General features: G+C 70.4%; 19 protein-coding genes and 1 tRNA gene. 2 read left to right on the plus strand and 18 right to left on the minus strand.

What is annotated here, in order from left to right:
- Positions 1-120 precede the first annotated feature (120 nt).
- The 5 genes from GA707_RS00005 to leuS all read right to left on the minus strand — a co-directional run bounded on the left by GA707_RS00005 (position 121) and on the right by leuS (position 8,926).
- Entirely contained in the window at positions 121-501 is a 381-nt protein-coding gene (locus GA707_RS00005) for a nuclear transport factor 2 family protein (RefSeq protein WP_152176390.1), read from the minus strand.
- A 104-nt stretch (positions 502-605) separates the two neighbouring features.
- Positions 606-2,426 (minus strand): choice-of-anchor B family protein, encoded by a 1,821-nt coding sequence (locus tag GA707_RS00010; RefSeq protein WP_152176391.1) that lies wholly within the window; start codon positions 2,424-2,426, stop codon positions 606-608.
- A 191-nt stretch (positions 2,427-2,617) separates the two neighbouring features.
- A complete protein-coding gene (locus tag GA707_RS00015) occupies positions 2,618-5,029 on the minus strand; it encodes a ComEC/Rec2 family competence protein (protein ID WP_152176392.1) in 2,412 nt (803 codons plus the stop codon).
- Positions 5,026-5,853 (minus strand): helix-hairpin-helix domain-containing protein, encoded by an 828-nt coding sequence (locus tag GA707_RS00020; protein WP_226963418.1) that lies wholly within the window; start codon positions 5,851-5,853, stop codon positions 5,026-5,028. Before GA707_RS00020 ends, GA707_RS00015 begins: the two co-directional genes overlap by 4 nt.
- Positions 5,854-6,028: 175 nt before the next feature.
- Positions 6,029-8,926, minus strand: coding sequence for a leucine--tRNA ligase (gene leuS, locus GA707_RS00025; protein WP_152176393.1), 2,898 nt, complete (start codon positions 8,924-8,926; stop codon positions 6,029-6,031).
- Between the two features lie 250 nt (positions 8,927-9,176).
- Between leuS and GA707_RS00030 the strand changes: the two genes are divergently transcribed.
- Complete coding sequence (locus tag GA707_RS00030) at positions 9,177-10,118, plus strand: hypothetical protein (protein ID WP_152176394.1); 942 nt, start codon at positions 9,177-9,179, stop codon at positions 10,116-10,118.
- Here the strand turns inward: GA707_RS00030 and GA707_RS00035 are convergent, their stop codons facing one another.
- The 7 genes from GA707_RS00035 to GA707_RS00065 all read right to left on the minus strand — a co-directional run bounded on the left by GA707_RS00035 (position 10,119) and on the right by GA707_RS00065 (position 15,089).
- Positions 10,119-10,772: a lysoplasmalogenase gene (locus GA707_RS00035; protein WP_193315094.1), complete on the minus strand. Its 654-nt coding sequence runs from the start codon at positions 10,770-10,772 to the stop codon at positions 10,119-10,121. It abuts the gene before it with no gap.
- Between the two features lie 242 nt (positions 10,773-11,014).
- Positions 11,015-11,090: transfer RNA gene (locus tag GA707_RS00040), tRNA-Ala, on the minus strand.
- Between the two features lie 73 nt (positions 11,091-11,163).
- A complete protein-coding gene (locus GA707_RS00045; protein ID WP_152176396.1) occupies positions 11,164-11,868 on the minus strand; it encodes a histidine phosphatase family protein in 705 nt (234 codons plus the stop codon).
- A gap of 12 nt (positions 11,869-11,880) precedes the next feature.
- Positions 11,881-12,297, minus strand: coding sequence for a ribosome silencing factor (rsfS, locus tag GA707_RS00050; protein WP_152176397.1), 417 nt, complete (start codon positions 12,295-12,297; stop codon positions 11,881-11,883).
- The gene (gene nadD, locus GA707_RS00055; RefSeq protein WP_226963493.1) at positions 12,294-12,968 is read right to left on the minus strand and encodes a nicotinate-nucleotide adenylyltransferase; all 675 of its coding nucleotides are present in this window, start codon (positions 12,966-12,968) and stop codon (positions 12,294-12,296) included. Before nadD ends, rsfS begins: the two co-directional genes overlap by 4 nt.
- The gene (locus GA707_RS00060) at positions 12,952-13,179 is read right to left on the minus strand and encodes a hypothetical protein (RefSeq protein WP_152176399.1); all 228 of its coding nucleotides are present in this window, start codon (positions 13,177-13,179) and stop codon (positions 12,952-12,954) included. Before GA707_RS00060 ends, nadD begins: the two co-directional genes overlap by 17 nt.
- Positions 13,180-13,778: 599 nt before the next feature.
- Positions 13,779-15,089, minus strand: a complete 1,311-nt coding sequence (locus tag GA707_RS00065) for a glutamate-5-semialdehyde dehydrogenase (protein WP_152176400.1) — start codon at positions 15,087-15,089, stop codon at positions 13,779-13,781.
- Between the two features lie 108 nt (positions 15,090-15,197).
- Between GA707_RS00065 and pdxY the strand changes: the two genes are divergently transcribed.
- Positions 15,198-16,058, plus strand: a complete 861-nt coding sequence (gene pdxY / locus GA707_RS00070; protein WP_193315095.1) for a pyridoxal kinase PdxY — start codon at positions 15,198-15,200, stop codon at positions 16,056-16,058.
- Between the two features lie 19 nt (positions 16,059-16,077).
- On the opposite strand, the gene proB is transcribed toward pdxY, so the two are convergent.
- From proB to GA707_RS00100, 6 genes are all read right to left on the minus strand, one after another.
- Positions 16,078-17,193 carry a glutamate 5-kinase gene (proB, locus tag GA707_RS00075; protein ID WP_152176401.1) on the minus strand — a complete coding sequence of 372 codons (1,116 nt, stop codon included), beginning with the start codon at positions 17,191-17,193 and terminating at the stop codon, positions 16,078-16,080.
- Complete coding sequence (obgE, locus tag GA707_RS00080) at positions 17,186-18,700, minus strand: GTPase ObgE (protein ID WP_152176402.1); 1,515 nt, start codon at positions 18,698-18,700, stop codon at positions 17,186-17,188. The genes proB and obgE overlap by 8 nt, the downstream gene beginning before the upstream one ends.
- Positions 18,701-18,829: 129 nt before the next feature.
- Positions 18,830-19,084 carry a 50S ribosomal protein L27 gene (gene rpmA, locus GA707_RS00085; protein WP_152176403.1) on the minus strand — a complete coding sequence of 85 codons (255 nt, stop codon included), beginning with the start codon at positions 19,082-19,084 and terminating at the stop codon, positions 18,830-18,832.
- A 59-nt stretch (positions 19,085-19,143) separates the two neighbouring features.
- Complete coding sequence (gene rplU, locus GA707_RS00090) at positions 19,144-19,452, minus strand: 50S ribosomal protein L21 (RefSeq protein WP_152176404.1); 309 nt, start codon at positions 19,450-19,452, stop codon at positions 19,144-19,146.
- Between the two features lie 213 nt (positions 19,453-19,665).
- Positions 19,666-22,680, minus strand: a complete 3,015-nt coding sequence (locus GA707_RS00095) for an Rne/Rng family ribonuclease (RefSeq protein WP_152176405.1) — start codon at positions 22,678-22,680, stop codon at positions 19,666-19,668.
- A gap of 193 nt (positions 22,681-22,873) precedes the next feature.
- Positions 22,874-23,650: a TIGR03936 family radical SAM-associated protein gene (locus GA707_RS00100; RefSeq protein ID WP_152176406.1), complete on the minus strand. Its 777-nt coding sequence runs from the start codon at positions 23,648-23,650 to the stop codon at positions 22,874-22,876.
- Between the last annotated feature and the right edge of the window lie 12 nt (positions 23,651-23,662).

Here is a 23,662-nt window from a genome sequence, read left to right on the forward strand (position 1 = left end):
CGACCGCGCGTCGACAACGACACGCTCCACCACCACCGGCACACGAAGCACCGAGGCGCCCGCCCCCACATCCCGGGGACGGGCGCCTCACCCCGCCACTTGACAGGAAGTCCCTACATATCAGCCAGCGCCGTCGATGGCACTCACGTGGGCCTCGTCCCCCCGTGAGGACTCGCCCACGACCACCGTGGTCTGCCGCCAGATCAGCCCCTCGCGCAACACGATCGTGCCGACCACGTCGACGACGGTGTCGTCGAGCCGCATCCGTGCCCGGTAGGCGACCGTGTCCTCACTGCGGCCCAGCGTCTCGAGGGACTCGACGCGGGGGCGGGTTCGGATCTGTTCCGCGAAGAGGGACTCGATCTCAATCCGGCCACGGGCAGTGCCCCCGGCGTGGACGAGTCGGGCATCGGGTGCGTATCGCGCGGCGAGACCCGCCGCATCACCCGAGGCCAGCAGCGATGCGTTCTCCTCGAGGACGGTCTCCGCAGTGGTGACCATGCCGCCAGGCTAGCCGTCATCCGGCGCGGACGACGGCGGAGGCCGGGGAGGCGATCGCCTCCCCGGCCCCGTCGCTGTGACCGTTACCCGTATGGGTTACCGGCTCAGTTGCCCTGGCGGCTCAGCCTCGGCTGGAGGATGAACAGACCCCGGTCGATGCTGCTCGCGGCAACGACGCCCTTCTGGCCGAAGTAGGCGTAGTTGCTCCACGTGCCGCCCTCGAACGTGGTGTTGTCGTTCTCCGGGTAGAGGTCGAAGAACGCCGCCTCGCTCAGGCCGCCGCCGGCCAGGTCACGGGTGTCGTAGACCCGCAGACCGGAGGTGTAGTTCGACGCGTAGGCGTACCGACCCTGGGTGTAGATGTTGTGGTCGATCGACGTCGTGTCGTTCGCGAACGCCTGGATCTCGACGATGTTGTCGAGGTCGCTGACGTCCCACACCCGCGTGGTGGTGTTGATGCCGCGGCGCTGCTCGTCGAGCTCGTCGCCGTGCAGGAAGAAGCGGCGATCCGGGGTCAGCCAACCCTGGTGGCTGTAGCCGTCGTTCGCGTATCCCTCACGGGCGATCGAGACCGGGTTGGACTTGTCGGTCACGTCGACGATGGCGACGCGGTGCAGACCTCCGGCACCGCTGGTCGTGGCGTTGGAGTTGAAGCAGATCTCCCGACCGGTGTAGTCGGCGTCCGGCCCGTCGTAGACGATGCACTGCGTGTCGTGGATGTAACCGTGGCCGTCGAAGCAGCCCGCGAAGGTCGGGTTGGTCGGGTCGTTGATGTCGACCATGTGCAGACCGGTTCCACAGAGCGGAGGCGGGTCGTTGGCCGCGACGGTGCCCGTCGCCGGGAGACCTGCCTTGATCACCGCGCCGTCCGCCTGGCTGACCATGACCGACGGGATCGTGATGCTCGGGTCGGCGCCACCCATGGTGATCGGCGCGCCGGCGGTGTTCGCCACGACCACGGCCGCCGCGCCGGCGGCCTGGGCGTTCGCGACCTTGACGGTGAAGCCACAAGTGCCGCGGTCGACGATGGCGATGGCGCCGGCGGGGAAGTCGACGAAGGGAGCACATCCGAGGCTCGGTGTCGCTGAACCGTCGTCGACGAGCGCGAAGGTCCCGGACAGACCCTGGACCGGGGGCGGCGGACCGAAGACGGCACTCGTGGCACCGTAGGTGCCGGCCGCGGCCGATGGGGCGTCGACCGTCACTGTGTTGGGCAGCCCTCCGGAGGAGAACGGTCCGGCACCGACGGAGTAGAGGAAGCCGGTCTCCTCGTTGATGTTCAGGTTGTGCGCAGAGCCGTGACCGGTGTAGCGGGCGTCGACGTCATAGGTCGTGTACGTCCCGTCCCAGTCGCGCAGCCGGGTGAGGTCAAAGACCTGGATGCCGTGGTTGGTGTGCTCCGAGACGACGTAGGCGTGGTTCTTGTACACCTTGATGTCTCGCCACGTCGATCCACCCGCTGTAGAAGCCGTCGGCAGGATGCCCAGAACCTGCGGTCGCTTGGCGTCGCTGATGTCGACGAAGACAGTGCCGTTGGTAGCCCCGACGAGGGCGTAGTCCTTGCGGTTCGACGGGTCGGTCCACCCCCAGATGTCGTTGACGAAGCTCGTGCCGAGCTCGTTGTGCGACACGTGGGACAGCAGGTCGATCCCGTCGCACGGGAAGAAGTCCGCGGCCATGCCGTCGATGCAGGGCGCGGAGGTTCCAGGTGCGTTGCCCTTCTCCGAGCCCTTGCCCTTGCCCGTCGACGATGAGGAAAGCACCCAGTCGCGGTCGTACTTGACCTCGAGACCCTCGTACTTGTTCGGCAACGTGCTGTTACCGCCCTCGTCGGTGACCTCAGGGTGATGCGCGAGGGCGGGGGAGATCGACCCGATGGCGATCATTCCTGCCAAGGCAGCCGCAGCCGCCAGTTGTCGTTTCATGAGTGTGTCTCTCTGCCATGGGTCGGGAGCCCGACCAGCGCTGCCCGATGGGAGTGGCTGGCCCACCACGCGCCTGTGAGTGATGTGACCCGCGCTGAACGTAGCAGTGCCAGAACGACCTCAGGGTCATTAGTTCGACCCTTTCTCTCTGAGAATCCTTGACAGTTCGCCGCACACCTGTCTGGCCCGGATTACCCCTTCTTTCTGGCATACCATCGCACCTCCCCCTGCTCCCCAGGTCCGAGCAGAGCGATGTCGGCGACCTCGTCGGTGCGGACGACAAGGCTCCCGACCGAGCGGTAGAGCGCCAGGTGGGTCGGGGACGGGTGGCCGTAGTCGTTGTCCGCACCGACACTGACCGCCGCGAGCGGGGCCGGGAGGGCCCGGACAAGCATCTCGTCGACGTTCGGGCTGCCGTGGTGCGGCGTCTTGACGAGGTCGAGCCGCGCCGCGAAGTCCTGCCAGGCCGGCTCCCTCCGCAACCGGGTGAGAATGGCGCGTCCGGCCTCGCGCTCGATGTCGCCGAGCAGGATGGCCTGCACCCGCTGGTCGGCCTCGCCCGGCGCGGGAGCCGGGCCGCTCTCGACGGCGAGAACGACGCTGGCGTTGTTGGACATCGAGCCGGAGTGGATCGGCCGGGACGGCCACCACACGGTCGCGGTCGCCTCCTCCCAGACGAGCCGGTCCCCTGCCCGAAGGACCGCGAGCGGTATGCGGTGGTCATCGGCGAGCCGGCTCACCTCGGCTGCTCCCTCGGGCGGCTCGGCCACCGGGGAGACGAGGATTTCCGTGACGTGCCACTGGTCCAGTAGATGCTCGAGACCTGAGATGTGGTCGGCGTCGAAGTGGGTGAGAACGACCGCATCGACGCGGGTCACGTCGAGGCGGCTCAGACACGGACTGACGGCACCCGCCTCGGGTCCCGTGTCGACGACCACGGCCCGGCCGGGACCACTCGCGATGACGATGCCGTCGCCCTGTCCCACGTCACAGACGACCACGCGCCAGTCGGGCGGTGGCCACGTGACGGTGTTTGCGGGCCAGGACAGGGCGGCGGCCAGGGCCGCGGTCGTCGCGACCGGCGTCGGGCGAGCCCTGGCCAGCCAGAGCAGCCACGGGCCGCAGGCGATGAGGAGCACGGACAGGGCCGCGAGCAGGAGGGCCCCAAACGCCCCGTCCGGCCACGGAAGGGTCCCACCGGGGACGGTCACCGCCCAGCGCGCGATCCGCGCGATCAGCCAGGCCGGCAGCGCCGCCGACCAGGCGAGGATCGCACCGGCGGAGGGCCAGATCGAGGCGACGAGCGCGGTCGCCGCCCCTCCGAGCGTGGCGGGAGCGACCAGCGGGGCGGCGAGGAGGTTCGCGAGGATTCCGATGATCGAGACCGAGCCCTGCAGCAGCACGACGACAGGCGCGGTCATCACGTGGGCCGCCACGGGGATCGCGAGCGCATCCCCGACGACGAGCGGCAGCCGCTCCCTACCCGGGAGACGTCGGTGGATGGCCCTCCCCCACGGCCGGGCGAACAGGATCAGACCCAGGGTCGCCAGAGTCGACAGAACGAATCCGTAGGACCGCGCCAGCCAGGGATCGATGACGAGCAGCACCACCACGGTGGCCGCAAGAGCCGGAAGGCCGGCCGACGCCCGGGCACGGGAGAAGGCGAGGACGCCGACGGCTCCCATGGCGGCGGCGCGCAGGACACTGGGCTCAGGTCGGGCGATGACGATGAATGCGGCGATGACGACGAGACCGATGACGACGCGGGTTCGCCGGCTGAGCCGGGTATGTACGACGACCGCCATGACCGCGGTGAGGAGGATGGCCAAGTTGCTGCCGCTCACGGCGGAGAGGTGCGACATTCCCGTGGCGCGCATCGCCTCGGTGAGCTCGTCCGGCGTCAGCGAGGTGTCCCCGACCACGAGGGCCGGGACGAGGGCACGGGCGTCGACCGGCAGGGCAGCCACGGCGGTCCTGAGGCTGGCCCGGATGTGGTCCGACACGGCAAGGAGCGGACCGCGGCGCGTCTCCACCGCGGGCGGACCCAGCGGCGCGAGGACCGCACGCTCGGCGGACCCGGGCTGGGCGGCCCGCAGGCGGGCGGTGAAGGCCACGGTTTCCCGCCACTGAAGGTCGCTCCATCGCTCGTCTCCTCTCACCAGGACCGGGGTCGCGACCGCCGTGTGGTACCCCCGGGCGTCGACCGACTCCAGCCGTACCCGGACGAGAACGCGGCGCTGCTCACCATCGCGACCGACGACGATTGGCTCGGCGAGCACGGTCGCCGTCAGGTGCGCGACGGATCCCGACCGAGCCAGCTCCTCCACCGGCCCGGAGTCCTCACGCCAGGTGTGGAGCGCTCCGGTGAGGACCACGAGCCCGGTCACGAGACACGTCAGGGCGGCGGCTGCGGCGCGGCGGACGACGACGAGTGCACCGGTGACGAGTAGCAGACCCACGCAGAGTCCGGTCCAAGGGCTCCAGCCCAGCGCCCAGACGCCGGTGCCCCAGGCGACGATCGCCGGGACGAGTGCCCGCAGGTCGCTCACCGCAGTCGGCTCGAGCCGGGCTGCGGCGGTCGCAGTGACGGCACCTCGGTTCACGGCGGGACCGTGACCCGGTCGCGGATCTGACCGAGCAGCTTCTCCCCGATCCCGCTGACCTCGCCGAGCTCGTCGACGCTCGTGAAGCGGCCGTGCTCGGTGCGCCAGGCGATGATGCGTTCGGCGAGAACGGGGCCCACACCCGGCAGACCGTCCAGCGCCGTCGCATCCGCCGCATTGAGGTCGATCGGCGCCCCCTCCGCCGCGGGGCCGGTGCCGGTGGAGGCACCCGGGACCGCCGGGACAGCCTCGCCCGGCTTGGGGACGTAGACCTGCTCACCGTCGACGACGGGCCGGGCGAGGTTGACGGCGGCGAGGTCGGCTTCTGTGAGCGGCCCCCCGGCTGCCTCGACTGCATCGATGACCCGACTGCCAGGCGCCAGCCGCACGATGCCCGGGCGGACCACCTGCCCCGCGACGTGGACGACGGCCGGGGCGGCCGTCTCGGTCGCGATGGGTTTCGCCGCCTCCAGAGCCGAGGGGGCGGGCGGTTCCGTGATGACCTCCGGTCGGCTGTCCCGGACCGCCCACGCCACCCGAACCCCGCTCACGAGGACCACGACGAGGACGACGGCGAGAACACTGACCACCGCGGACCGCGTGACGGCCAACCGCCCCCGGTCGAGGCGGCTGGGGACGGTCACAACCTGCGGTCGGTGCCTCTCGGCCCGGTGTCGACCGGCCGGCTCGTGGGCCCGCCGCAGCCACTCGACCGGGTCCTCCGGGGCGTCGTCGTCGCGGCGGGAGCTGGCACCCAGGACGGCACGCGCGCCGGACGAGCCAGCCGGGCCGTTCCGTGGCGGGGTCGCGGAGCGGGAGGACACACCGCGACGCTAGGTGGGCGGCTCGGCCACCGACACCGGACCGAAGCCCGTTGGGGACGACACTCCCGACCGTGGCTCTCGTCCCCAGTCGTCCACATCGGCCATCGGGACGAACCTGGATATTGCTGCGCTTCGTCGGCGGGACCAACCTGGGTCGCGAAAGGTCTGTCCGCTCTCAGGCTGGGACGACGTTGACCAGCTTGGGGGCGCGGACGATCACCGTGCGCACGCCCCCCGCGACCTGGTCGGCGATCTTCGGGATCGCGAGTGCCCGCTCCCGCAGGGCGTCCTCGGCGATGTCCGACGGCACCTCGAGCCTGGCCCGTACCTTGCCACGCACCTGGACCACGCAGGTCACGGTGTCCTCGACGAGATACGCCGGGTCGGCCACCGGGAAGGCCTCATAGGCGAGCGACTCCACATGCCCGAGCCGCGCCCACAGCTCCTCACAGATGTGCGGTGCCAGTGGTGCGGTCATGAGGATCAGCGGCTCGACCGCCGCCCGAGGTGCGCCACCGGAGACCTTCGTCAGCGCATTGTTCAGCTCGGTCAGCCGGGCGATCGCCGTGTTGAACGACAGCGACACGTAGTCGGCTCGGACCGCGTCGATCGTCCGGTGCAGCACCCGCAGCACCTCGGCCGAGGGGTCGTCCTCGCCGACGACGAGCTCACCGCTCTCCTCGTCGACGACGTTACGCCACAACCGCTGGAGGAACCTCTGGGAGCCGATGACGGCCCGGGTCTCCCACGGCTTGCTCGCCTCCAAGGGCCCCATCCCCAGCTCATACAGTCGCAAGGTGTCCGCTCCGTACGCCGCGTACATGTCGTCCGGGCTGATCATGTTCTTCAGCGACTTGCCGACCTTGCCGAACTCGCGCGTCACAGGCTCGCCGTTCCACGTGAACTCCGGCTGCCCGTCGGCCCCCGCGGTCTCGATGACCTCGCTCGCCTCGACGTACTGCCCACGCGAGTCCTGGTAGGCCGGCGCCTGGATGTACCCCTGAGAGAAGTACTTGCGGAACGGCTCGGACGAGCTCAGGTAGCCGAGGTCGTGCAGCACCTTGTGCCAGAAGCGGGCGTAGAGCAGGTGCAGCACGGCGTGCTCGACGCCACCGATGTAGAGGTCGACACCTCCCGGGTCCACCGCGCCCTCCGGCGCACCGGCGATCGGCGCGGGTCTAGGCCCGATCCAGTACTCCTCGTTGGCCGGGTCCACCACCGCATCGGGGTTCTCCGGGTCGAGATAGCGCAGGTAGTACCAGCACGACCCGGCCCAGTTCGGCATGGTGTTGGTCTCGCGACGGAACCGGCGCATACCCTTGCCGTCGCCCAGGTCGAGGTCGACCTCGACCCAGTCGGTCGCACGGGCCAGTGGAGCCTCCGGCTCACTGCTGTTGTCCTCGGGATCGAAGGTCTTGGGGCTGTAGTCCGGGACGTCGGGCAGCTCGAGCGGCAACATCGAGTCGGGCAGGCCGTGGGCCACCCCGTCCTCGTCGAAGACGACGGGGAACGGCTCACCCCAGTATCGCTGCCGACTGAACAGCCAGTCGCGCAGCTTGTAGGTCACGGTCTCCTCCCCGGCACCGATCTCCGTCAGCCACTGCGTCATGCGCGCCTTGGCCTCGGCGACCCCCAGCCCGTCGAGCGAGACCCCGTCGTTCGTCGAGTTGATCGCCGGACCCTCGCCCGTGAACGCCGTGTCCAGGTCGTGGTCGGGCGGCGGCTGCACGGTCCGCACGATCGACAGGTCGAACGCCGTCGCGAAGTCCCAGTCCCGCTGGTCCTGACCTGGCACGCCCATGACCTGACCGGTGCCGTAGCCCATCAGGACGTAGTCGGCGACGAACACCGGCACCCGCTCACCGGTGGCGACGTTGACCGCGAACGAGCCGGTGAAGACACCGGTCTTGTCCTTGCCCTCGGTCTGGCGCTCGATATCCGTCTTGCGCGAGGCCGCCAGCCGGTATGCGTCGACCGCTTCCGCAGGCGTGTTCGCCCCACCCGTCCAGGAGGGTTTCGTCCCTTCCGGCCAGACATCCGCGACGAGCCGGTCGACGACGGGGTGCTCCGGGGAGACGACCATGAAGGTCGTCCCGAACAGCGTGTCGGGACGGGTCGTGAAGACCTCCAGGACCGTCTCGGAGCCATCGACCGCGAAACGCACCGAGGCGCCGTGGCTGCGCCCGATCCAGTTGCGCTGCATGATCCGAACCTTCTCGGGCCAGTCGACCCGGTCCAGGTCGTCGGCCAGCCGGTCCGCGTATGCGGTGATCCGCATCATCCACTGGCGCAGGTTCTTCTTGAACACCGGGAAGTTGCCCCGCTCGGAGCGACCCTCGTTGGTCACCTCCTCGTTGGACAGCACGGTGCCCAGGCCCGGTGCCCAGTTGACCGGTGCCTGGCTCGTGTAGGCCAGCCGGTGCTCGTCCAGGACGTGGGCGCGCTCGGGCTCGGTCAGGTCTTCCCACGCCCGTCCGTCCGGCGTCGCGCGCTCACCCGACTCGAACTGCGCGACCAGCTCGGCGATCGGCCGGGCCCGGCCGCGTCCGCCGTCCTCGCGAGGGGCGTTCTCGTCGTACCAGGAGTTGTAGATCTGCAGGAAGATCCACTGCGTCCACCGGTAGTAGTCGGGGTCGATGGTGCGGATCGCGCGCCGGTCGTCGTAGGACATGCCGAGCCGCTTGAGTTGGCGCGCCATGACGACGATGTTGTCCTCGGTCGTCTTGCGGGGGTGCTGACCGGTCTGAACCGCATACTGCTCCGCGGGCAGGCCGAAGGCGTCGTAGCCCAGGGAGTACAGGACGTTCTTGCCCAGCATCCGGTTGAACCGGGCGGTGACATCCGTGGCGATGTAGCCGAGCGGGTGGCCGATGTGCAGACCCTTGCCGCTGGGATAGGGGAACATGTCGAGCACGAACATCGCGCCGTCGAACCGGGCGACCGTCTCCGGGTCCGCCCACGGGCCGGCCGGATTCGGAGCGCGGAAGAGCTGCTGCTCCTCCCACCGGTCCTGCCAGGTCGTCTCGATGCGGCCGGCCAGCTCGGCGGTGTAGCGGTGCGGGGTGTCGTTCATCTCGTCCTCGTCGTCGATGGGCTCGCCGCTCTCATGAAAAAACCCCTCAGAGCGTGAGGGGTCTGCCGCGGGTGACTGGCTGGGCCTGCAGGTGCAGGGGCCGAAGGTCAGCGCGGCTGTCGAAGGAGCAGCGAGGGAGCCATAGGGGTCCTAGGTTAGCGCAGGGTCGGGGGCCTCGACACGGGTGTCCGGACGGGCCTGGCGCACCATCGCCCGAAGGACTGTCGGTGCCGGCCCCTACGGTGAGGTCATGGAGTACGACCCCGTCCTCGACCGTCCGCTCACCGTCCCCGTCGTCGAGCGGTGCGTCGAGCTCTTGCCCGATGACGATCGGGCGGGCCGGCACTGGACACAGGAGTCGCTCGCGCGGGCGGTCGAGCTCGCGTTGGTCACGGACACGCCCCTCGACCCGACGACGTGCCGCATCATCGCCCTCGGGCTCACCTCGGCCACGAAGGAGATCGACGCGCTGAGGTGGTTCGGCCTGACGGGCATGGTCTCCGCCTCGAGCATGCGGATGAGCCTGGAGTCGGTCGTCGCCGAGCTCGACGTCGTGCCGTTCGTCAGCGCACTGCTCCAGTTCGTCGACGGGGTTCCGGAGCGGGACACTCCCCACGTCTACGCTGCGCTCGGCCCGCTCGCCGGGGGATGGGTCGACCTGGGCCGTCCGGAGATGGCGGTCGTCGAGGACCTGCGCGGGATCATGAGCGGCTCCCTGGCCGCAGCCGGCACGTGGCGGTGCCTGGCAGCGACCGGATTCGGGCGGCTCGCCCCGATGCACATCGAGCGGGCCCTCTTCGCCCGTGACCCTGTCGGACGGCGGGGGCGGATGGACCTGCTGTGGACCCACGGCCGCGTGCCGCTCCCCCCGCTGTGGGACCTGCACCACCTCGCCCTGCGGATCATGGCGCACGGCGACGCCTTCACGGCCCTCGTCGGCGCAGGGCGGTGGCCGGCCGAGGATCAGTTCGCCGAGTCCTACATCGGAGCCTTCGGGTCGGTGCGGGACTACCGGTTGTGGGCCGCCGAGCGAGCGGGTTGGCTGACTCCGCTCATGTCGCTCCTCGCAGAGTTCGACCTCTACGACATCGTGAGCGTCGACTGGGTCGGGTTCGACCGATCCCTCGACTCCGCACTGCTCGAGGGCGACCGCTCGTTCCACGCCTTCCGACGACCCCCAGCCCACGACTGATCACAGCACGGAGAGCCGTAGGGCCGACAGGACGCCGATGACGATGAGGACCTGGCCCACGTGATAGGTCACCATCACGGCCAGATCGGCGTGCCGCGCGCTCCGGACGAAGCGCGCCACGGCCAGGATCGCGTCGCTGACCATGAAGGTCATCGCGCCGAGCCCGATGAGCCACTCCCCCGTCATCCAGGCCGTCACGACCATCGCACCGATGACGACCATGTATGCGGCGACCGCCCCCGCGAGAACAGCCCCTCCCTCGCGGTACGCGGCGGGGATCACGCGACGGGTCGCAAGGAGGACGGCGATGAGCGCCATCAGGCCGATGAGACCCCAGGCCGGCTCGGCCAGCCCGAGGGCCACGAAGGACACGACGTAGGCGAGGTGTCCGAGCAGGAACGCCGACAGACCGGCGAGGAATGCCGACTCGCCGTCCCCGAGGAGGAAGACGTCCCCGGCGAGGCAGAGGACGAGACCGACGAGCAGCCAGCGTCCCGAGATCGACTCACCGGCCCCCGCCAGGCCGGCTACGCCGATGAGGGCGACGAGGGTCAGGGGCTTCGCACCGACCACCGCGCTTCGGGTGCCGGTCGCGACGCCCCACCAGTTGACGACCGCTGCGACGACGACGGCGCTCCATGCGAGGATCAGCACCCGGCGATCATCCCAGCCGGAGCCCGAGTTTCTCGCCCGGGGAGAGAAACTCGGGCTGGGCGAGGGATCCTCACTCTTGTCCAGGTCGACGTTCGCTTGCGGAGCTGAGGGCGGGCCCACTCAGGTCTGCCAGACGACAAAGAGCCGGCGGCAGCCGGCTCTTGTCGAATGGTGGAGCTGAGGGCGGGCCCACTCAGGTCCGCCAGACGACAAAGAGCCGGCGGCAGCCGGCTCTTGTCGAATGGTGGAGCTGAGGGGATTCGAACCCCTGACCCCCTCCATGCCATGGAGGTGCGCTACCAACTGCGCTACAGCCCCGTAGGGAGTCGCGATCGCGACCACGAGAGTTTCGCAGATCCACCGGCCCATCGCCAAATCCGGGCGCTCCCGGTCAGGCGCGCCTCTCGTCGTTCGGCGCGTCCCCCTGCGCATGGTCGAGCATGGGGGCCCGCAGGTTCCACCCCTGCAGCCGCCACGTCGAGCCACCGAGCACGGGGAACGACGGCGGCGCCGCAAGCGTGGACTCGGCCACCTCGGCCCAGTGGCAGTTGCCGAACCCGCCGAACAGGTGCCACATCTGCGAGATCTGCAGGCCGAGCATCGTGCCGACGATCACGCGGGCGGTGATCCCGTGCGTGGCGAGCACACCGACCCGGCCCGGCTCGAGACGACCGAGGACGTCCTCGAGCAACGGCCGGACCCGCGCCTGCACGTCGCTCAGCGACTCCCCCGATACCCCCCGCTTGAAGTCCTCGCCGCGCAGGTGCCGCTCCCGCTCCACCGCATACCGCTCCTTGACCAGCAGCCCGGACATCCCGGTCCACTCGCCGACGTCGATCTCGCGGAGCCGGCCGTCGTACGAGACTGTCACCTCGGCGGCCGAAGCGACGATGTCGCCGGTCGTCGCCGCCCGGGTCAGGTCCGACGCAACGACGAGCGCGGGCGAGCCGAGCGCGATGACCTTGGCGGCCGCCTGGGCCTGGAGCACGCCGACCTCGGTGAGGGGTGAGTCGTACTGCCCCTGCCACACACCCTCGCGGTTGGCACGGGACTCGCCGTGGCGCAGGACGACCAGCCGCCGTGCAGGCTCACTCACCCTCGGTCGACCTCATCCGAGCTCGGTGCGCTCGGCACCGGTCGTGCCGTTGGCGGCGTCCGCCGGACGTGCCGGCACCCCGAGGTCGATCGGCGGGCAGTCCCGCCAGAGACGCTCGAGCTCGTAGAACGCCGCCTCCTCCTCATGTTGCACATGAACGACGATGTCGCCGAAGTCGATGAGCACCCAGCGAGCCTCCCGGTCACCCTCCCGGCGCACGGGCTTCGCGCCGAGCTCGCGCAGGTCGTCCTCGACGGCGTCGACGATCGCACCGATCTGTCGCTCGGATCCGGCGACGACGATCACGAAGACGTCGGTCAGCGCGAGCTGGTCGGACACGTCGATGCCCTGGACGGACTCGGCGAGCTTGTCGGCCGCAGCCTTGGCGGCCGTCGTTGCGAGCTGGAGCGAACGCTCGGTCGCGGTCACACTTCTCCTCGGGTGATGACGGCTCCCGTCACCGGCGCGTCCTGAGCGGAGCCGCCGGTGATGTAGAGCCGGTGTTTGTTGATGTACTGGACGACGCCGTCAGGCACGAGGTACCAGACGGGTTCACCCGCGGCGACGCGGGTGCGGCAGTCCGTCGAGCTGATCGACATGGCGGGAACCTCCTGCAGAGTGACGCCGTCCTCGGGCAGGCCGGCCTCGGAGAGGTGGTACCCCGGGCGCGTCACGCCGACGAAGTGCGCGAGCCGCCAGAGTTCGTCCGCGTCCTTCCAGGACAGGATCTGGGCGAGCGCATCGGCTCCCGTGATGAAGTACAGCTCGACGTCGGGGCGAGCGGCGTGCAGGTCGCGAAGGGTGTCGATCGTGTAGGTCGGCCCGTCGCGGTCGATGTCGACCCTGGAGACCGTGAACCGGGGGTTGGACGCGGTCGCGATGACGGTCATCAGATAGCGGTGCTCGGCCGGGGTGACGTCGTCCTTGAGGTACGGCTGACCGGTGGGCACGAAGACGACCTCGTCGAGGTCGAGAAGTGACTGGACCTCGCTCGCGGCCACGAGGTGGCCATGGTGGATCGGGTCGAACGTCCCGCCCATGACGCCGAGCCGGAGTGGACGAGCGGGCCGTCCCCGGTCTGGGTCAGTGTCCGGCGCCAGGGTGGGTCCCGTGGAACGGGGTGACCTTGTCGTCACCCTCGTGAGCCCACTTCTGGGCCGTGCCGCGGAACGCCCAGACCAGCGCGAGGCCGGACATCAGCAGGGCGAAGGCGATGATGCCGTACAGCCAGGTGGGCATCGGCAGCTCGCGCCCACCCTCGGCGGCCGCGGCCAGGATGCCGGAGAGGGCGGCAAGAACAGTCGTCGACATGCGGACAAGCCTACAAGGTCGCGCCACGTGCCCGGGGTGGGGTGAGCGGCGGTGTATGCGGTGGTCGCTGCCGCTGTTCGCGTCTGCCCACGAGCGCGGTGCGCCGCGGGCGCGGCTCGAGGCGGCTCGTCACAGGTGTCCCACCTGTCACCGACACGCCGGCGTTGTCCACGACTTCTGTCCACAGGAGTGTGGACAACCGACGTCGTGAGTCTGGCATCGTGTGGATGGCGACGTGGACAGCACGCTCCGCCGGGCAGGGGGTTGCGTTCCCCCGACGCGGACGACTACACAGGTATGCGGCACGCTTCGCAGGGTCCTCGGGCCCATCGGCGAAGACGGGCCCGAGCGGAAAACGGGATCACTGTCGGCGTCCCTGGACGATGACGACGACATGTCCCCTGCCACATCGGCGGGGGTGCCGAGCCACGAGCGACGTCGTGGTGGTGACCCGAGACCGGGAGGGGCCGGTGCCATCGGTTCCGTCACGACGGACCACCCACCGTCGCAGTGGACCTGGAGGCCCTCGAGCTCATACCTCGGGGGCCTCAGCCACGCTCCGGTGGCTCGAGGGACGCGACCGCACTAGAGCGGGCGGATCAGGTGCGGATCTGGCCGTCGCCCTCGACGATCCACTTCGTCGTCGTCAGCTCGGGCAGGGCCATCGGCCCACGGGCATGCAGCTTCTGGGTCGAGATGCCGATCTCCGCACCGAAGCCGAACTCCCCGCCGTCGGTGAACCTCGTCGACGCGTTGACCATGACCGCGGCTGCGTCGACCTCGGCGACGAACCTTCGCGCCGCGGCACGATCCTCGGTGACGATCGCCTCGGTATGGCCCGTGCCGTAGCGGTCGATGTGGGCGATCGCCTCGTCGAGCGTGTCCACGACGACGACGCTCATCTCCAGGCCGTGGAACTCCTCGGCGAAGTCCTCCGGGGTCGCGTCGCGGTGCGGGATGTCGTAGGAACGGGCCACCACCGACGCGCGGGGGCCGGCGGCGAGCACTACCCCGGCCTGATGCAGGGCCTGGAGCACCCGCGGCAGGAACACCGCCGACAGGTCGCTGTGGACGACGAGCGACTCGGCAGCGTTGCACACGCTCGGCCGTTGCGTCTTGGAGTTCAGCACGATCGCGAGCGCCTTGTCGAGGTCGGCGGCCGCGTCGACGTAGACGTGACAGTTGCCTATGCCGGTCTCGATGACCGGCACCGTCGACGAGGTGACGACCGTCTGGATCAGGTCGGCGCCGCCGCGCGGGATGAGGAGGTCGACCAGACCCCGTGCGGTCATCAGGGCGCGCACCGCCTCGTGGCCCCCCTCGAGCAGTGCGACGGCGTCAGCCGGCAGACCCTGGGCGGACAGCCCGCGCCGGATGACGTCGACCAGCGCGCGGTTGGTGCTCGCGGCGGCCGAGCCACCCCGCAGGATGACGGCGTTCCCGCTCTTGAGGCCGAGCCCTGCGGCGTCGACCGTGACGTTGGGCCGCGCCTCGTAGATCATGCCGATGACCCCCATCGGCACCCGGACCTGCCGGATCTGCAGACCGTTGGGAAGGGTCGAGCCCCGCACGATTTCGCCGACCGGATCGGGTAGCCCGGCCACGTCGCGCAGGGCGTCGGCGACGGCCGCGACCCGGGATCGGTCGAGACGCAGCCGGTCCAGCAGGCTCTCGGCCATCCCGTCCGCACGGCCCCGGGCGAGGTCTTCCTCGTTCGCGGCGACAATGTCGTCGGCGGCGGCGTCGACGGCGTCGGCGATCGCGCGCAGTGCCGCGTCCTTCTCGGCTCGCGACAGCAGGGCCACCGTCCGAGCAGCCTCGCGAGCCGCGGTGGCGAGTCGGCGGACCTGGGCCGCTCCGTCGAGGTCGTGGACCGATGAGGAGGCCGTGGTCTGCGCTGGCGTCGTCATGGCCTCATGGTAGGCGGCGCCGCCGACCGACCCCGGTGAGGTCCGCATACCGTCGCGAACCCTGCATCGCCTTCGCGGGGGTCCGGGCACCTGAGAGGATGGGTTCTCGTGAGCACGACGACGATCCTCTCCATCCAGTCATCGGTGGCCTTCGGACACGTGGGCAACAGCGCCGCCGTCTTCCCCCTCCAGCGGCTCGGGGTGGAGGTGTGGCCCGTCTACACGGTGCACTTCTCGAACCACACCGGGTACGGTGCCTGGCGCGGTCCGCTCCTCGCCGCGGAGGACGTGCGCGAGGTGATCACCGGGGTCGAGGAGCGCGGCGCGATGCCGGAGGTCGATGCGGTGCTCTCCGGGTACCAGGGCGGCACGCAGATCGGGGACGTGATCCTCGACGCCGTGGCGCGCGTCAAGGCCGCCAACCCGGAGGCGATCTATGCGTGCGACCCCGTCATGGGCAACGCCACGTCGGGCTGCTTCGTCCATCCGGACATCCCGGTGCTGCTGCGTGAGCGAGTCGTCCCGCAGGCCGACCTCATCACGCCGAACCAGTTCGAGCTCGGCTTCCTCACGGGCACCGAGCCCGACGACCTCGAGTCGACCCTCGCCGCCGTCGAGAAGGCCCGCGAGATGGGTCCGTCGACGGTCCTGGTCACCTCGGTCCTGCAGCCCGACCGCCCCGAGGACACCATCGAGATGCTCGCGGTCCACGGCGAGGGGGCGTGGATCGTGCGCACCCCACACCTGCCGATGAAGGCGAACGGGTCGGGGGACGTGACCGCGGCGCTGTTCACGGCCCACTTGCTCGACACCGGCGATGCGGGCCTCGCCCTCGGCCGGACGGTGTCCAGCGTGTTCGACCTCCTGCAGACGACCCTCGACTCCGGTCGGCGCGAGCTGCAGCTAATCCAGAGTCAGGACGCGATCGCGAACCCACGGATGCAGTTCGAGGTCACCCGGCTGCGCTGATGAGTCAGCGGCGCACTCTTCAGAGCAGGACGAGGTCGTCCCGGTGGATGACCTCACGCTCGTACGCCGGGCCGAGCTCGCGCGCGAGGTCGCGCGTGCTGCGGCCGAGCATGATCGGCAGCTCGGCCGACGAGTAGTTCACGAGGCCGCGCGCGACAACCGCCCCCTCGCTCGCACACACGTCGACCGCGTCGCCCTCGGAGAACGTGCCGTGCACCTCGGTCACCCCCGCCGGGAGCAGCGAGGTCCGACGCTCGACGAGCGCGCGGACCGCGCCGGCGTCGACGACGAGGCGCCCCCGCACCGACGTCGCGTGGGCCAGCCACAGCTGGCGGGAGCGCCGGCGGCGCGCACTGGGGGCGAAGACCGTGCCCACGTCACCACCCGTGAGTGCCTCGGCCGCCCGGGCCGCGCTGGTCAGGACCGTCGTGATGCCCGCGGCGTTGGCGATCGCAGCGGCGTCGACCTTGGTCACCATCCCCCCGCTGCCGACATGCGAGCCGGTGCCGCCGACGTCGACACCGCGCAGGTCGTCCTCGCCGCCGATCCGAGGGATCCGGCGCGCGTCGCCGCGACTCGGCGGACCGTCGTAGAGCGCGTCGACGTCGCTGAGCAGCAGGAGTGCATCAGCATGGACGAGGTGGGCCACGAGAGCGGCGAGGCGGTCGTTGTCGCCGAAGCGGATCTCCTGGGTCGCCACCGTGTCGTTCTCGTTGACGATCGGCATGATGCCGAGGTCGAGCAGCTTCTCGAGCGTGCGACGGGCGTTGGTGTAGTGCGCCCGGCGGGTGACGTCGTCGGCCGTGAGCAGCACCTGGCCGACCGTCAGTCCGTGGTCGGCGAACGCCTGCTGGTATGCGGTGATGAGGGCGCCCTGTCCCACACTGGCGGCGGCTTGCTGGGTGGCGAGATCTCGAGGACGGGTCCGCAACCCGAGTGGCCCGAGGCCGGCGGCGATCGCACCCGAGGAGACCAGGACGACCTGCCGGCCCCCGAGACGACGGGCTGCGAGCAGGTCGACGAGCGCCCGCAGCCGGCCGATGTCGAGTCGACCTCCGCTCGCGCCGGTGAGGGACGAGGACCCCACCTTGACGACGAGGCGCTGGGCGTCGACCAGGCGCTGCCGCTCAGACATCGTCGCCGTGCGACCAGTGTCCTGCCCGGCGCTCGGCGTCGAGCTCGTCTCGGGCGGCGGTCTGGGCGTCCTTGCGCGCGTGGAACTCATCGCGCTTCTCGGCCCGGCTCTTGCGGCCGTACTCCTCGAGACGCAGGTCGGTGCCGCGCGGCCCCGTGAGGTGCTCGGCGCCGCTCATCATCGTCGGCTCCCAGTCGAAGACGACGGCGTCGTCGGCGGGCCCGATCAGCACGGTCGACCCGGCGACGGCTCCTGCCGCGAAGAGCGCCTCTTCCACTCCAAGGCGACCCAGTCGGTCGGCGAGGTAGCCGACGGCCTCGTCGTTGGAGAAGTCGGTCTGGCGGACCCAGCGCGTGGGCCGCTCCCCCTCGACGCGGAACACCTCACCGTCGGGACCGTTCTCCCGCACGATGCGGAAGCCGCTGTCGTCGACGGCGCGAGGGCGCAGCACCTGGCGCGGCGGCTCGACGATGGGCAGGTCCTCCCGAGCCTGCCGCACGTGCCGCGCGAGCGCGAACGTGAGCTCCTTGAGCCCGGTGTGGGCCACGGCGGAGACGACGTGCACCTCGAGCCCGCGTGCCTCCAGGTCGGGCCGGACCATCTCGGCGAGCTCTCGGGCGTCAGGAACATCGGCCTTGTTCAACACGACGACGCGGGTGCGCTCGGACAGCGGCCGCCCCCCGAGCGAGTCGTCGGGGACGTAGGCCGCGAGCTCGGCCTCGATGACATCGAGGTCGGTGAGGGGATCCCGGCCCGGCTCGAGCGTCGCGCAGTCGATGACGTGGACGAGCACCGAGCACCGCTCGATGTGCCGGAGGAACTCGAGTCCGAGGCCCTTGCCCATGCTCGCACCCGGGATCAACCCGGGGACGTCGGCGACGGTGAATCGCTCGGACCCGGCCGTGACCACGCCGAGGTTCGGTACGAGCGTGGTGAAGGGGTAGTCGGCGATCTTGGGACGGGCGGCCGACAGGACAGAGACCAGCGAGGACTTGCCGGCGCTGGGGAAGCCGATGAGGGCCACGTCGGCCAGCGACTTCAGCTCGAGCACCACGTCGAGGGTCTCGCCCGGCTCGCCGAGAAGGGCGAAGCCGGGCGCCTTGCGGCGCGGGCTGGCGAGAGCCTTGTTGCCCAGGCCACCACGCCCGCCGCGGGCGACGACGAAGGACTGGCCCGCTGCGACGAGGTCCGCGAGGACCTCGCCGGTGGCGTCCTTGACAACGGTCCCCGCCGGAACCGTGAGCACGAGATCCTCGCCGTCGGCGCCGTTGCGCTCGTCGCCGGCTCCCGGCCGGCCGTTCGGCGCCTTGCGGTGCGGGCTGTGGTGGTAGTCGAGGAGCGTGGTGACCTGCGGGTCGACGGCGATCACGACCGACCCACCCCGCCCGCCGTTGCCTCCGTCGGGTCCACCGAGGGGTTTGAACTTCTCGCGTTTGACCGAGGCGACACCGTGGCCACCGTGCCCCGCGGCGACGTGCAACGTCACCCGGTCGACGAACGTGGCCATCGCGTATGCGCTCCTAGGGTCTGGGCGTCGAGCGTCCAGTCTGTCAGGGGGTCGGGAACGGCGAAGGGCGGGCCAGGCGGCCCGCCCCTCGCATCCTCACCGCGGGCTCGGGCCCGTTGGGAGGTGACGTCAGTCGACGGGGACGACGTTGACGGTCTTGCGGCCGCGCTTGCTGCCGAACTCGACGGCGCCGGCGACGAGCGCGAACAGCGTGTCGTCACCACCGCGGCCGACGCCGTTGCCCGGGTGGAACTTCGTGCCGCGCTGGCGGACGAGGATCTCACCGGCGCTGACGACCTGGCCGCCGTAGCGCTTGACGCCGAGGAACTGGGGATTGGAGTCGCGACCGTTGCGGGTCGAGGACGCACCCTTCTTGTGTGCCATGTCTGTACCTACTTCGTGAGAGGGGGATCCGTGGTGGTGTCGTTCGGACGGGGCGTCGCTCAGACGTCGATCGAGGTGATCTTCACCTGGGTCAAGTGCTGACGGTGGCCCTGGCGCTTGCGGTAGCCCGTCTTGTTCTTGAACTTCATGATCGTGATCTTCGGGCCCTTGGCAGGACCGACGACCTCGGCCTTGACGGAGACCTTGGCGAGCTTGGACGCGTCGCTCGTGACGGACGAACCGTCGACGACGAGAAGCGGGGTCAGGTCGATGCTGTCGCCGGTCGACCCATCGACCTTGTCGATGATGAGGACGTCGCCGACGGAGACCTTCTCCTGGCGTCCGCCGGCGCGAACGATCGCGTACATAGTTGGGAACTCACTTTCGGTAATGACGGGTGATGCGCGCTCTTTCGGTGACCGGCTGGTAGTTGCCCTGGGATCGTGGACGCCGAGGTGCAGATTGGACGTGCGGATCGGACGTACAGAACACACAGGGGACACCGCTCGGTGGGCGCACCAAGGGTCTAATCTACCGGCTGGGCCCGCATGCGGCCAAACCGGCGGTTGGGTCGCGGTCCGTCAGTCCTCCGCGTCGGCGGCGGACCCATCGGGCCGCCCGGCCTGCTCTGGCTGCTGGACCGGCTCGGCTGCGGGTTCCCCACCGAGGACCCGCACCTCACTGCTGCCGGGAGGTCCGGCCTGGGCGACGACGCGGCCTCGACGACGACGCGGTCGGGTGGTCGCCGGCTCGGCCGCCGACACGGTCTCCGGGACCGGCTGTGGTTCGGTCTCGCCGTTGTGCGCGCTGCCCGCTTCGTCGGTCTGGGGCTGGTCGGCGGCGGCACCGTCCACTGCACCGCCCGACTGCTCCGCGCTCACCGCTTCGGCCACCTCGGTGGCGATCGCGCTGACCCGATCGGGGTCGGTCGAGGCCTGCGACTCCTCGTCCGAGGAGACCACGGCTGCGGCCTTGAGTGCGGCCGCGTGCGCCGCGGCGGCGATCTGGGCCGCGGTGGGCCCCGTCGGCTGGGGCCGAACGGGCTCCTGGGCGTCGGGACGGGCTCCTCGGGAGGAGGACTGCTGGGTGGACCCGTTGCCGCCCCGGCCCCGACCACGACCGCGGCCTCCGCCGGACGACTCGTCCTGCGCGGGTTGGTCGACCGGGTCGGCGTGGACGACGACGCCGCGCCCGGAGCAGCTCGAGCACGGCTCGGAGAACACCTCGAGAAGACCTGAACCGACCCGCTTGCGCGTCATCTGGACCAGGCCGAGCGAGGTCACCTCGGCGACCTGGTGCTTGGTCCGGTCCCGACCCAGGCACTCGAGGAGACGGCGGACCACGAGGTCGCGGTTGGACTCGAGGACCATGTCGATGAAGTCGATGACGATGATGCCGCCGATGTCGCGCAGTCGCAGCTGGCGGACGATCTCCTCGGCCGCCTCGATGTTGTTCTTCGTGACCGTCTCCTCGAGGTTGCCGCCCGAGCCGACGAACTTGCCGGTGTTGACATCCACGACGGTCATGGCCTCGGTCCGGTCGATGACGAGGGAGCCACCCGAGGGCAGCCACACCTTGCGGTCGAGGGCCTTGGCGAGCTGCTCGTCGACGCGGTGGCTCGCGAAGACGTCCGTCTCGGCGGTCCATTTCGAGAGCCGCTTGGCCAGGTCGGGAGCAACGTCGCCGAGGTACTCGGAGACGTCGGCCCACGCCTTCTCACCGGATACGACGAGCTCGGAGAAGTCCTCGTTGAACACATCGCGGATGACCTTGACGGTCAGGTCCGGCTCACCGTGCAGCAGCACCGGCGCACCGGCGGCGCCCTTCTTCTTCGCGGACTTCTCGGCCTTCGCGGTAATCCGCTCCCACGCCTGGGTGAGCCGCTCGATGTCCGCGGTCAGCTCCTCCTCGGAAGCCCCCTCGGCGGCGGTGCGCACGATGACTCCGGCGTCGTCGGGCACGATCTTCTTCAGGATCGACTTCAGTCGAGCCCGCTCGGTGTCGGGGAGCTTGCGGGAGATTCCCGTCATGGACGCCTCGGGCACATAGACCAGGAACCGGCCCGGGAGTGAGACCTGTGAGGTCAGCCGGGCCCCCTTGTGACCGATCGGATCCTTGGTCACCTGGACCAGGACGGTGTCACCCGAGGTCAGGGCGTTCTCGATCCGCTTGGGCATGTTGCCCTCGAGCCCCGCGGCATCCCAGTTGACCTCTCCGGCGTAGAGCACGGCATTGCGGCCCTTGCCGATGTCGACGAAAGCGGCCTCCATCGACGGCAGGACGTTCTGGACCCGCCCCAGGTAGACGTTGCCGATCATCGAGGCGCCGGTCTCCCGCGAGACGTAGTGCTCGACAAGCACCCCGTCCTCGAGCACGCCGATCTGGGTCTTGCCCTCCTTCTCGCGCACCACCATGACCCGTTCGACACTCTCGCGGCGGGCCAGGAACTCGGCCTCGGTGATGATCTGACGGCGTCGGCCCGCCTCGCGGCCCTCCCGCCGACGCTGCTTCTTGGCCTCGAGGCGCGTCGAGCCCTTCAGGCCGGTCACCTCGTCCCGGGCCTTGGCGCCGCGGCTCTCGTCGCTGTCGCTGTCGCTGCCTCCCCGGCGACGTCGCCGACGCCGGCGCGATCCCCCGTCCGAAGTGGCCTCCTCGGCCTCGTCGTCATCGATCGCGAGGTCGACGTCGGACTCGCCGGCCCTGCCGTCGGCGGACCCGGACGACTCCGCGTCCTTCGACCCCCGCTTGGGCCCCTTGCCCGACCGCTCGGAAGACCTGCGGCCCGGACCGCTCTCGCTGTCGGAATCGGAGTCGCCGGAATCGGACGCGCCGGAACCGGAGTCGTCCGGCGTCTCGGCGTCCGTGCCGCGTCCGCCCCTGCGGCCGCGACCACCCCGGCGGCGGGACCGACGCGACCCGCCACCGCCGTCCTCGGTGTCGCCCTCACCCGAGGCAGACTCGTCGCGCGGCTCGTCGTCGGCGCTGTCCGCGGTCCGGGCTGCCTCCCCGTCGGCCCGACCGGCCCCGGCGTCCGACTCGCTCCGCGACGGCGCACCGGCTGCGGAGGTCGCACGACGTCGCCGAGGTGCCACCGGTTCCGGAGCCTGGAAGATCAGGCCGAAGCTCGGGACCGCGGTCGCCGTGGCGTCCGCGTCGGCCCCCTCGTCGGTGTCGTCCTCCTCGGCGACCGCTGGCGCGAGCATGTCGTCCGGGTGGCCCGCTGTGGGCTGCTCAGTCGGCTCTTCAGTGGGCTCCTCATCGAGCAGGAGGACCTGCGCGACCGGATCGCCGTCGGGGTCCACGCCAGGCGTGTCATCCACCCGGACCGACGGATCGGCCGGGTCCGTCTGCTTCTCGGCGGCACGACGGCGGCCGGCCGATCGTGCGCCAGCTGATCGGGTCGTCGAGGTCTCGGTTCGACCCTTCTTCGACGCCCGCCGCTTCGATTTCGGCTTGTCCTGTGCTGCGTCGTCCGGCACCTCGTCGGCGTGGGTCAGGTCGCTGCTCGTCCGGTCGCCGTGCGGTTCCTCGGTGTCCGGTCGTTCGTCGGTCTCGGGACGTTCATCGGTGGGGTCTGTCGTGGGTTCGGAAGCCATGCGGCATCCCTCCAGATCGGGCCGGTTGCTCCAGCCACACCCGTTGCGAAGGGTGGCGAGAGATTCACTCGCCGCTCATCGCGACAGAAGCATCCGGTATCGGGTCGGATCGTGGCGGTACACGTGGTCCGTGCACGCCACGGAAGTCAGGCGGGGTGCAACCGGGTCGGCTCGCGCTGCGCGCGGCACCGGCTCAGTCGCCGACGGCGTCCTTGTCGGCGGCCAGGGGGTCGGCCACCCCAGCGGGTGCGGTCTGCAGTAGCCCTTGGGCTCGGCGTGTCACTGTGGGTGACGCGGCGCTCTCAAGGTCGGCCACTGATCGCAACGCGGTCAGGATGTCGTCGGGTCGGACAACGGGTGTGGTGTGCTGAACGACCACCCGCAGTATCGCATACGGGTGCGTGCCCGCCTCATCTGCGACCCGCCGCACCTCGTCGCGGACCTCGGCGGCGACGACCGCGGCGCGTGCGTCGAAGGTCTTCGGACCCGTCTTGAACATCCGCGTCACCGGCGCCTCGGTCGCGGCAAGGAAGGCGTCGACAGCAGCCCGAACGACCTGCTCGTCGGCGGCGGGGAAGACCATCTCCCATTCGCTCGCCTGAAGTCGGTCGGCCAACGACCCGGGGCCCGCCTCGACCACCTCGAGGATGTCCAGGCCGTCCGGTAGCGCGGCGTCGAGCCCGGCACGGAGGCGCTCGGGGTCGACGCGTTCGGTGACGCTGATCTCCAGGTACTCGGCCTCACTCGCCATGCCGGTGGGAGCGGCCCCGGCATACGAGATCTTGGGATGCGGGTGGAAGCCGGCCGAGAACGCCATGGGCACCTGGGCACGACGCAGCGAGCGCTCGAGGGCGCGTGCGAAGTCTCGGGAGGACGAGAAGCGGAGCCGACCCCGTCGGGCGTAGCGGATCCGGAGCTTCTGGACCGCCGGAGGCGGCGGTGGGCCCTCGGGTACTCGTTGACGTGCCATCGCACGCAAGTA

The organism is Nostocoides sp. F2B08, assembly GCF_009184895.1.
In the GTDB taxonomy this organism is placed as follows: domain Bacteria; phylum Actinomycetota; class Actinomycetes; order Actinomycetales; family Dermatophilaceae; genus F2B08.

Bases quoted from the DNA above. Each gene is read 5' to 3' on its own strand.
- GA707_RS00005 (WP_152176390.1), bottom strand. From the start codon at position 501: ATGGTCACCACTGCGGAGACCGTCCTCGAGGAGAACGCATCGCTGCTG.
- GA707_RS00010 (WP_152176391.1), bottom strand. From the start codon at position 2,426: ATGAAACGACAACTGGCGGCTGCGGCTGCCTTGGCAGGAATGATCGCC.
- leuS (WP_152176393.1), bottom strand. From the start codon at position 8,926: ATGAACGACACCCCGCACCGCTACACCGCCGAGCTGGCCGGCCGCATC.
- GA707_RS00030 (WP_152176394.1), top strand. From the start codon at position 9,177: ATGGAGTACGACCCCGTCCTCGACCGTCCGCTCACCGTCCCCGTCGTC.
- GA707_RS00060 (WP_152176399.1), bottom strand. From the start codon at position 13,179: ATGTCGACGACTGTTCTTGCCGCCCTCTCCGGCATCCTGGCCGCGGCC.
- GA707_RS00065 (WP_152176400.1), bottom strand. From the start codon at position 15,089: ATGACGACGCCAGCGCAGACCACGGCCTCCTCATCGGTCCACGACCTC.
- proB (WP_152176401.1), bottom strand. From the start codon at position 17,193: ATGTCTGAGCGGCAGCGCCTGGTCGACGCCCAGCGCCTCGTCGTCAAG.
- obgE (WP_152176402.1), bottom strand. From the start codon at position 18,700: ATGGCCACGTTCGTCGACCGGGTGACGTTGCACGTCGCCGCGGGGCAC.
- rpmA (WP_152176403.1), bottom strand. From the start codon at position 19,084: ATGGCACACAAGAAGGGTGCGTCCTCGACCCGCAACGGTCGCGACTCC.
- rplU (WP_152176404.1), bottom strand. From the start codon at position 19,452: ATGTACGCGATCGTTCGCGCCGGCGGACGCCAGGAGAAGGTCTCCGTC.
- GA707_RS00095 (WP_152176405.1), bottom strand. From the start codon at position 22,680: ATGGCTTCCGAACCCACGACAGACCCCACCGATGAACGTCCCGAGACC.
- GA707_RS00100 (WP_152176406.1), bottom strand. From the start codon at position 23,650: ATGGCACGTCAACGAGTACCCGAGGGCCCACCGCCGCCTCCGGCGGTC.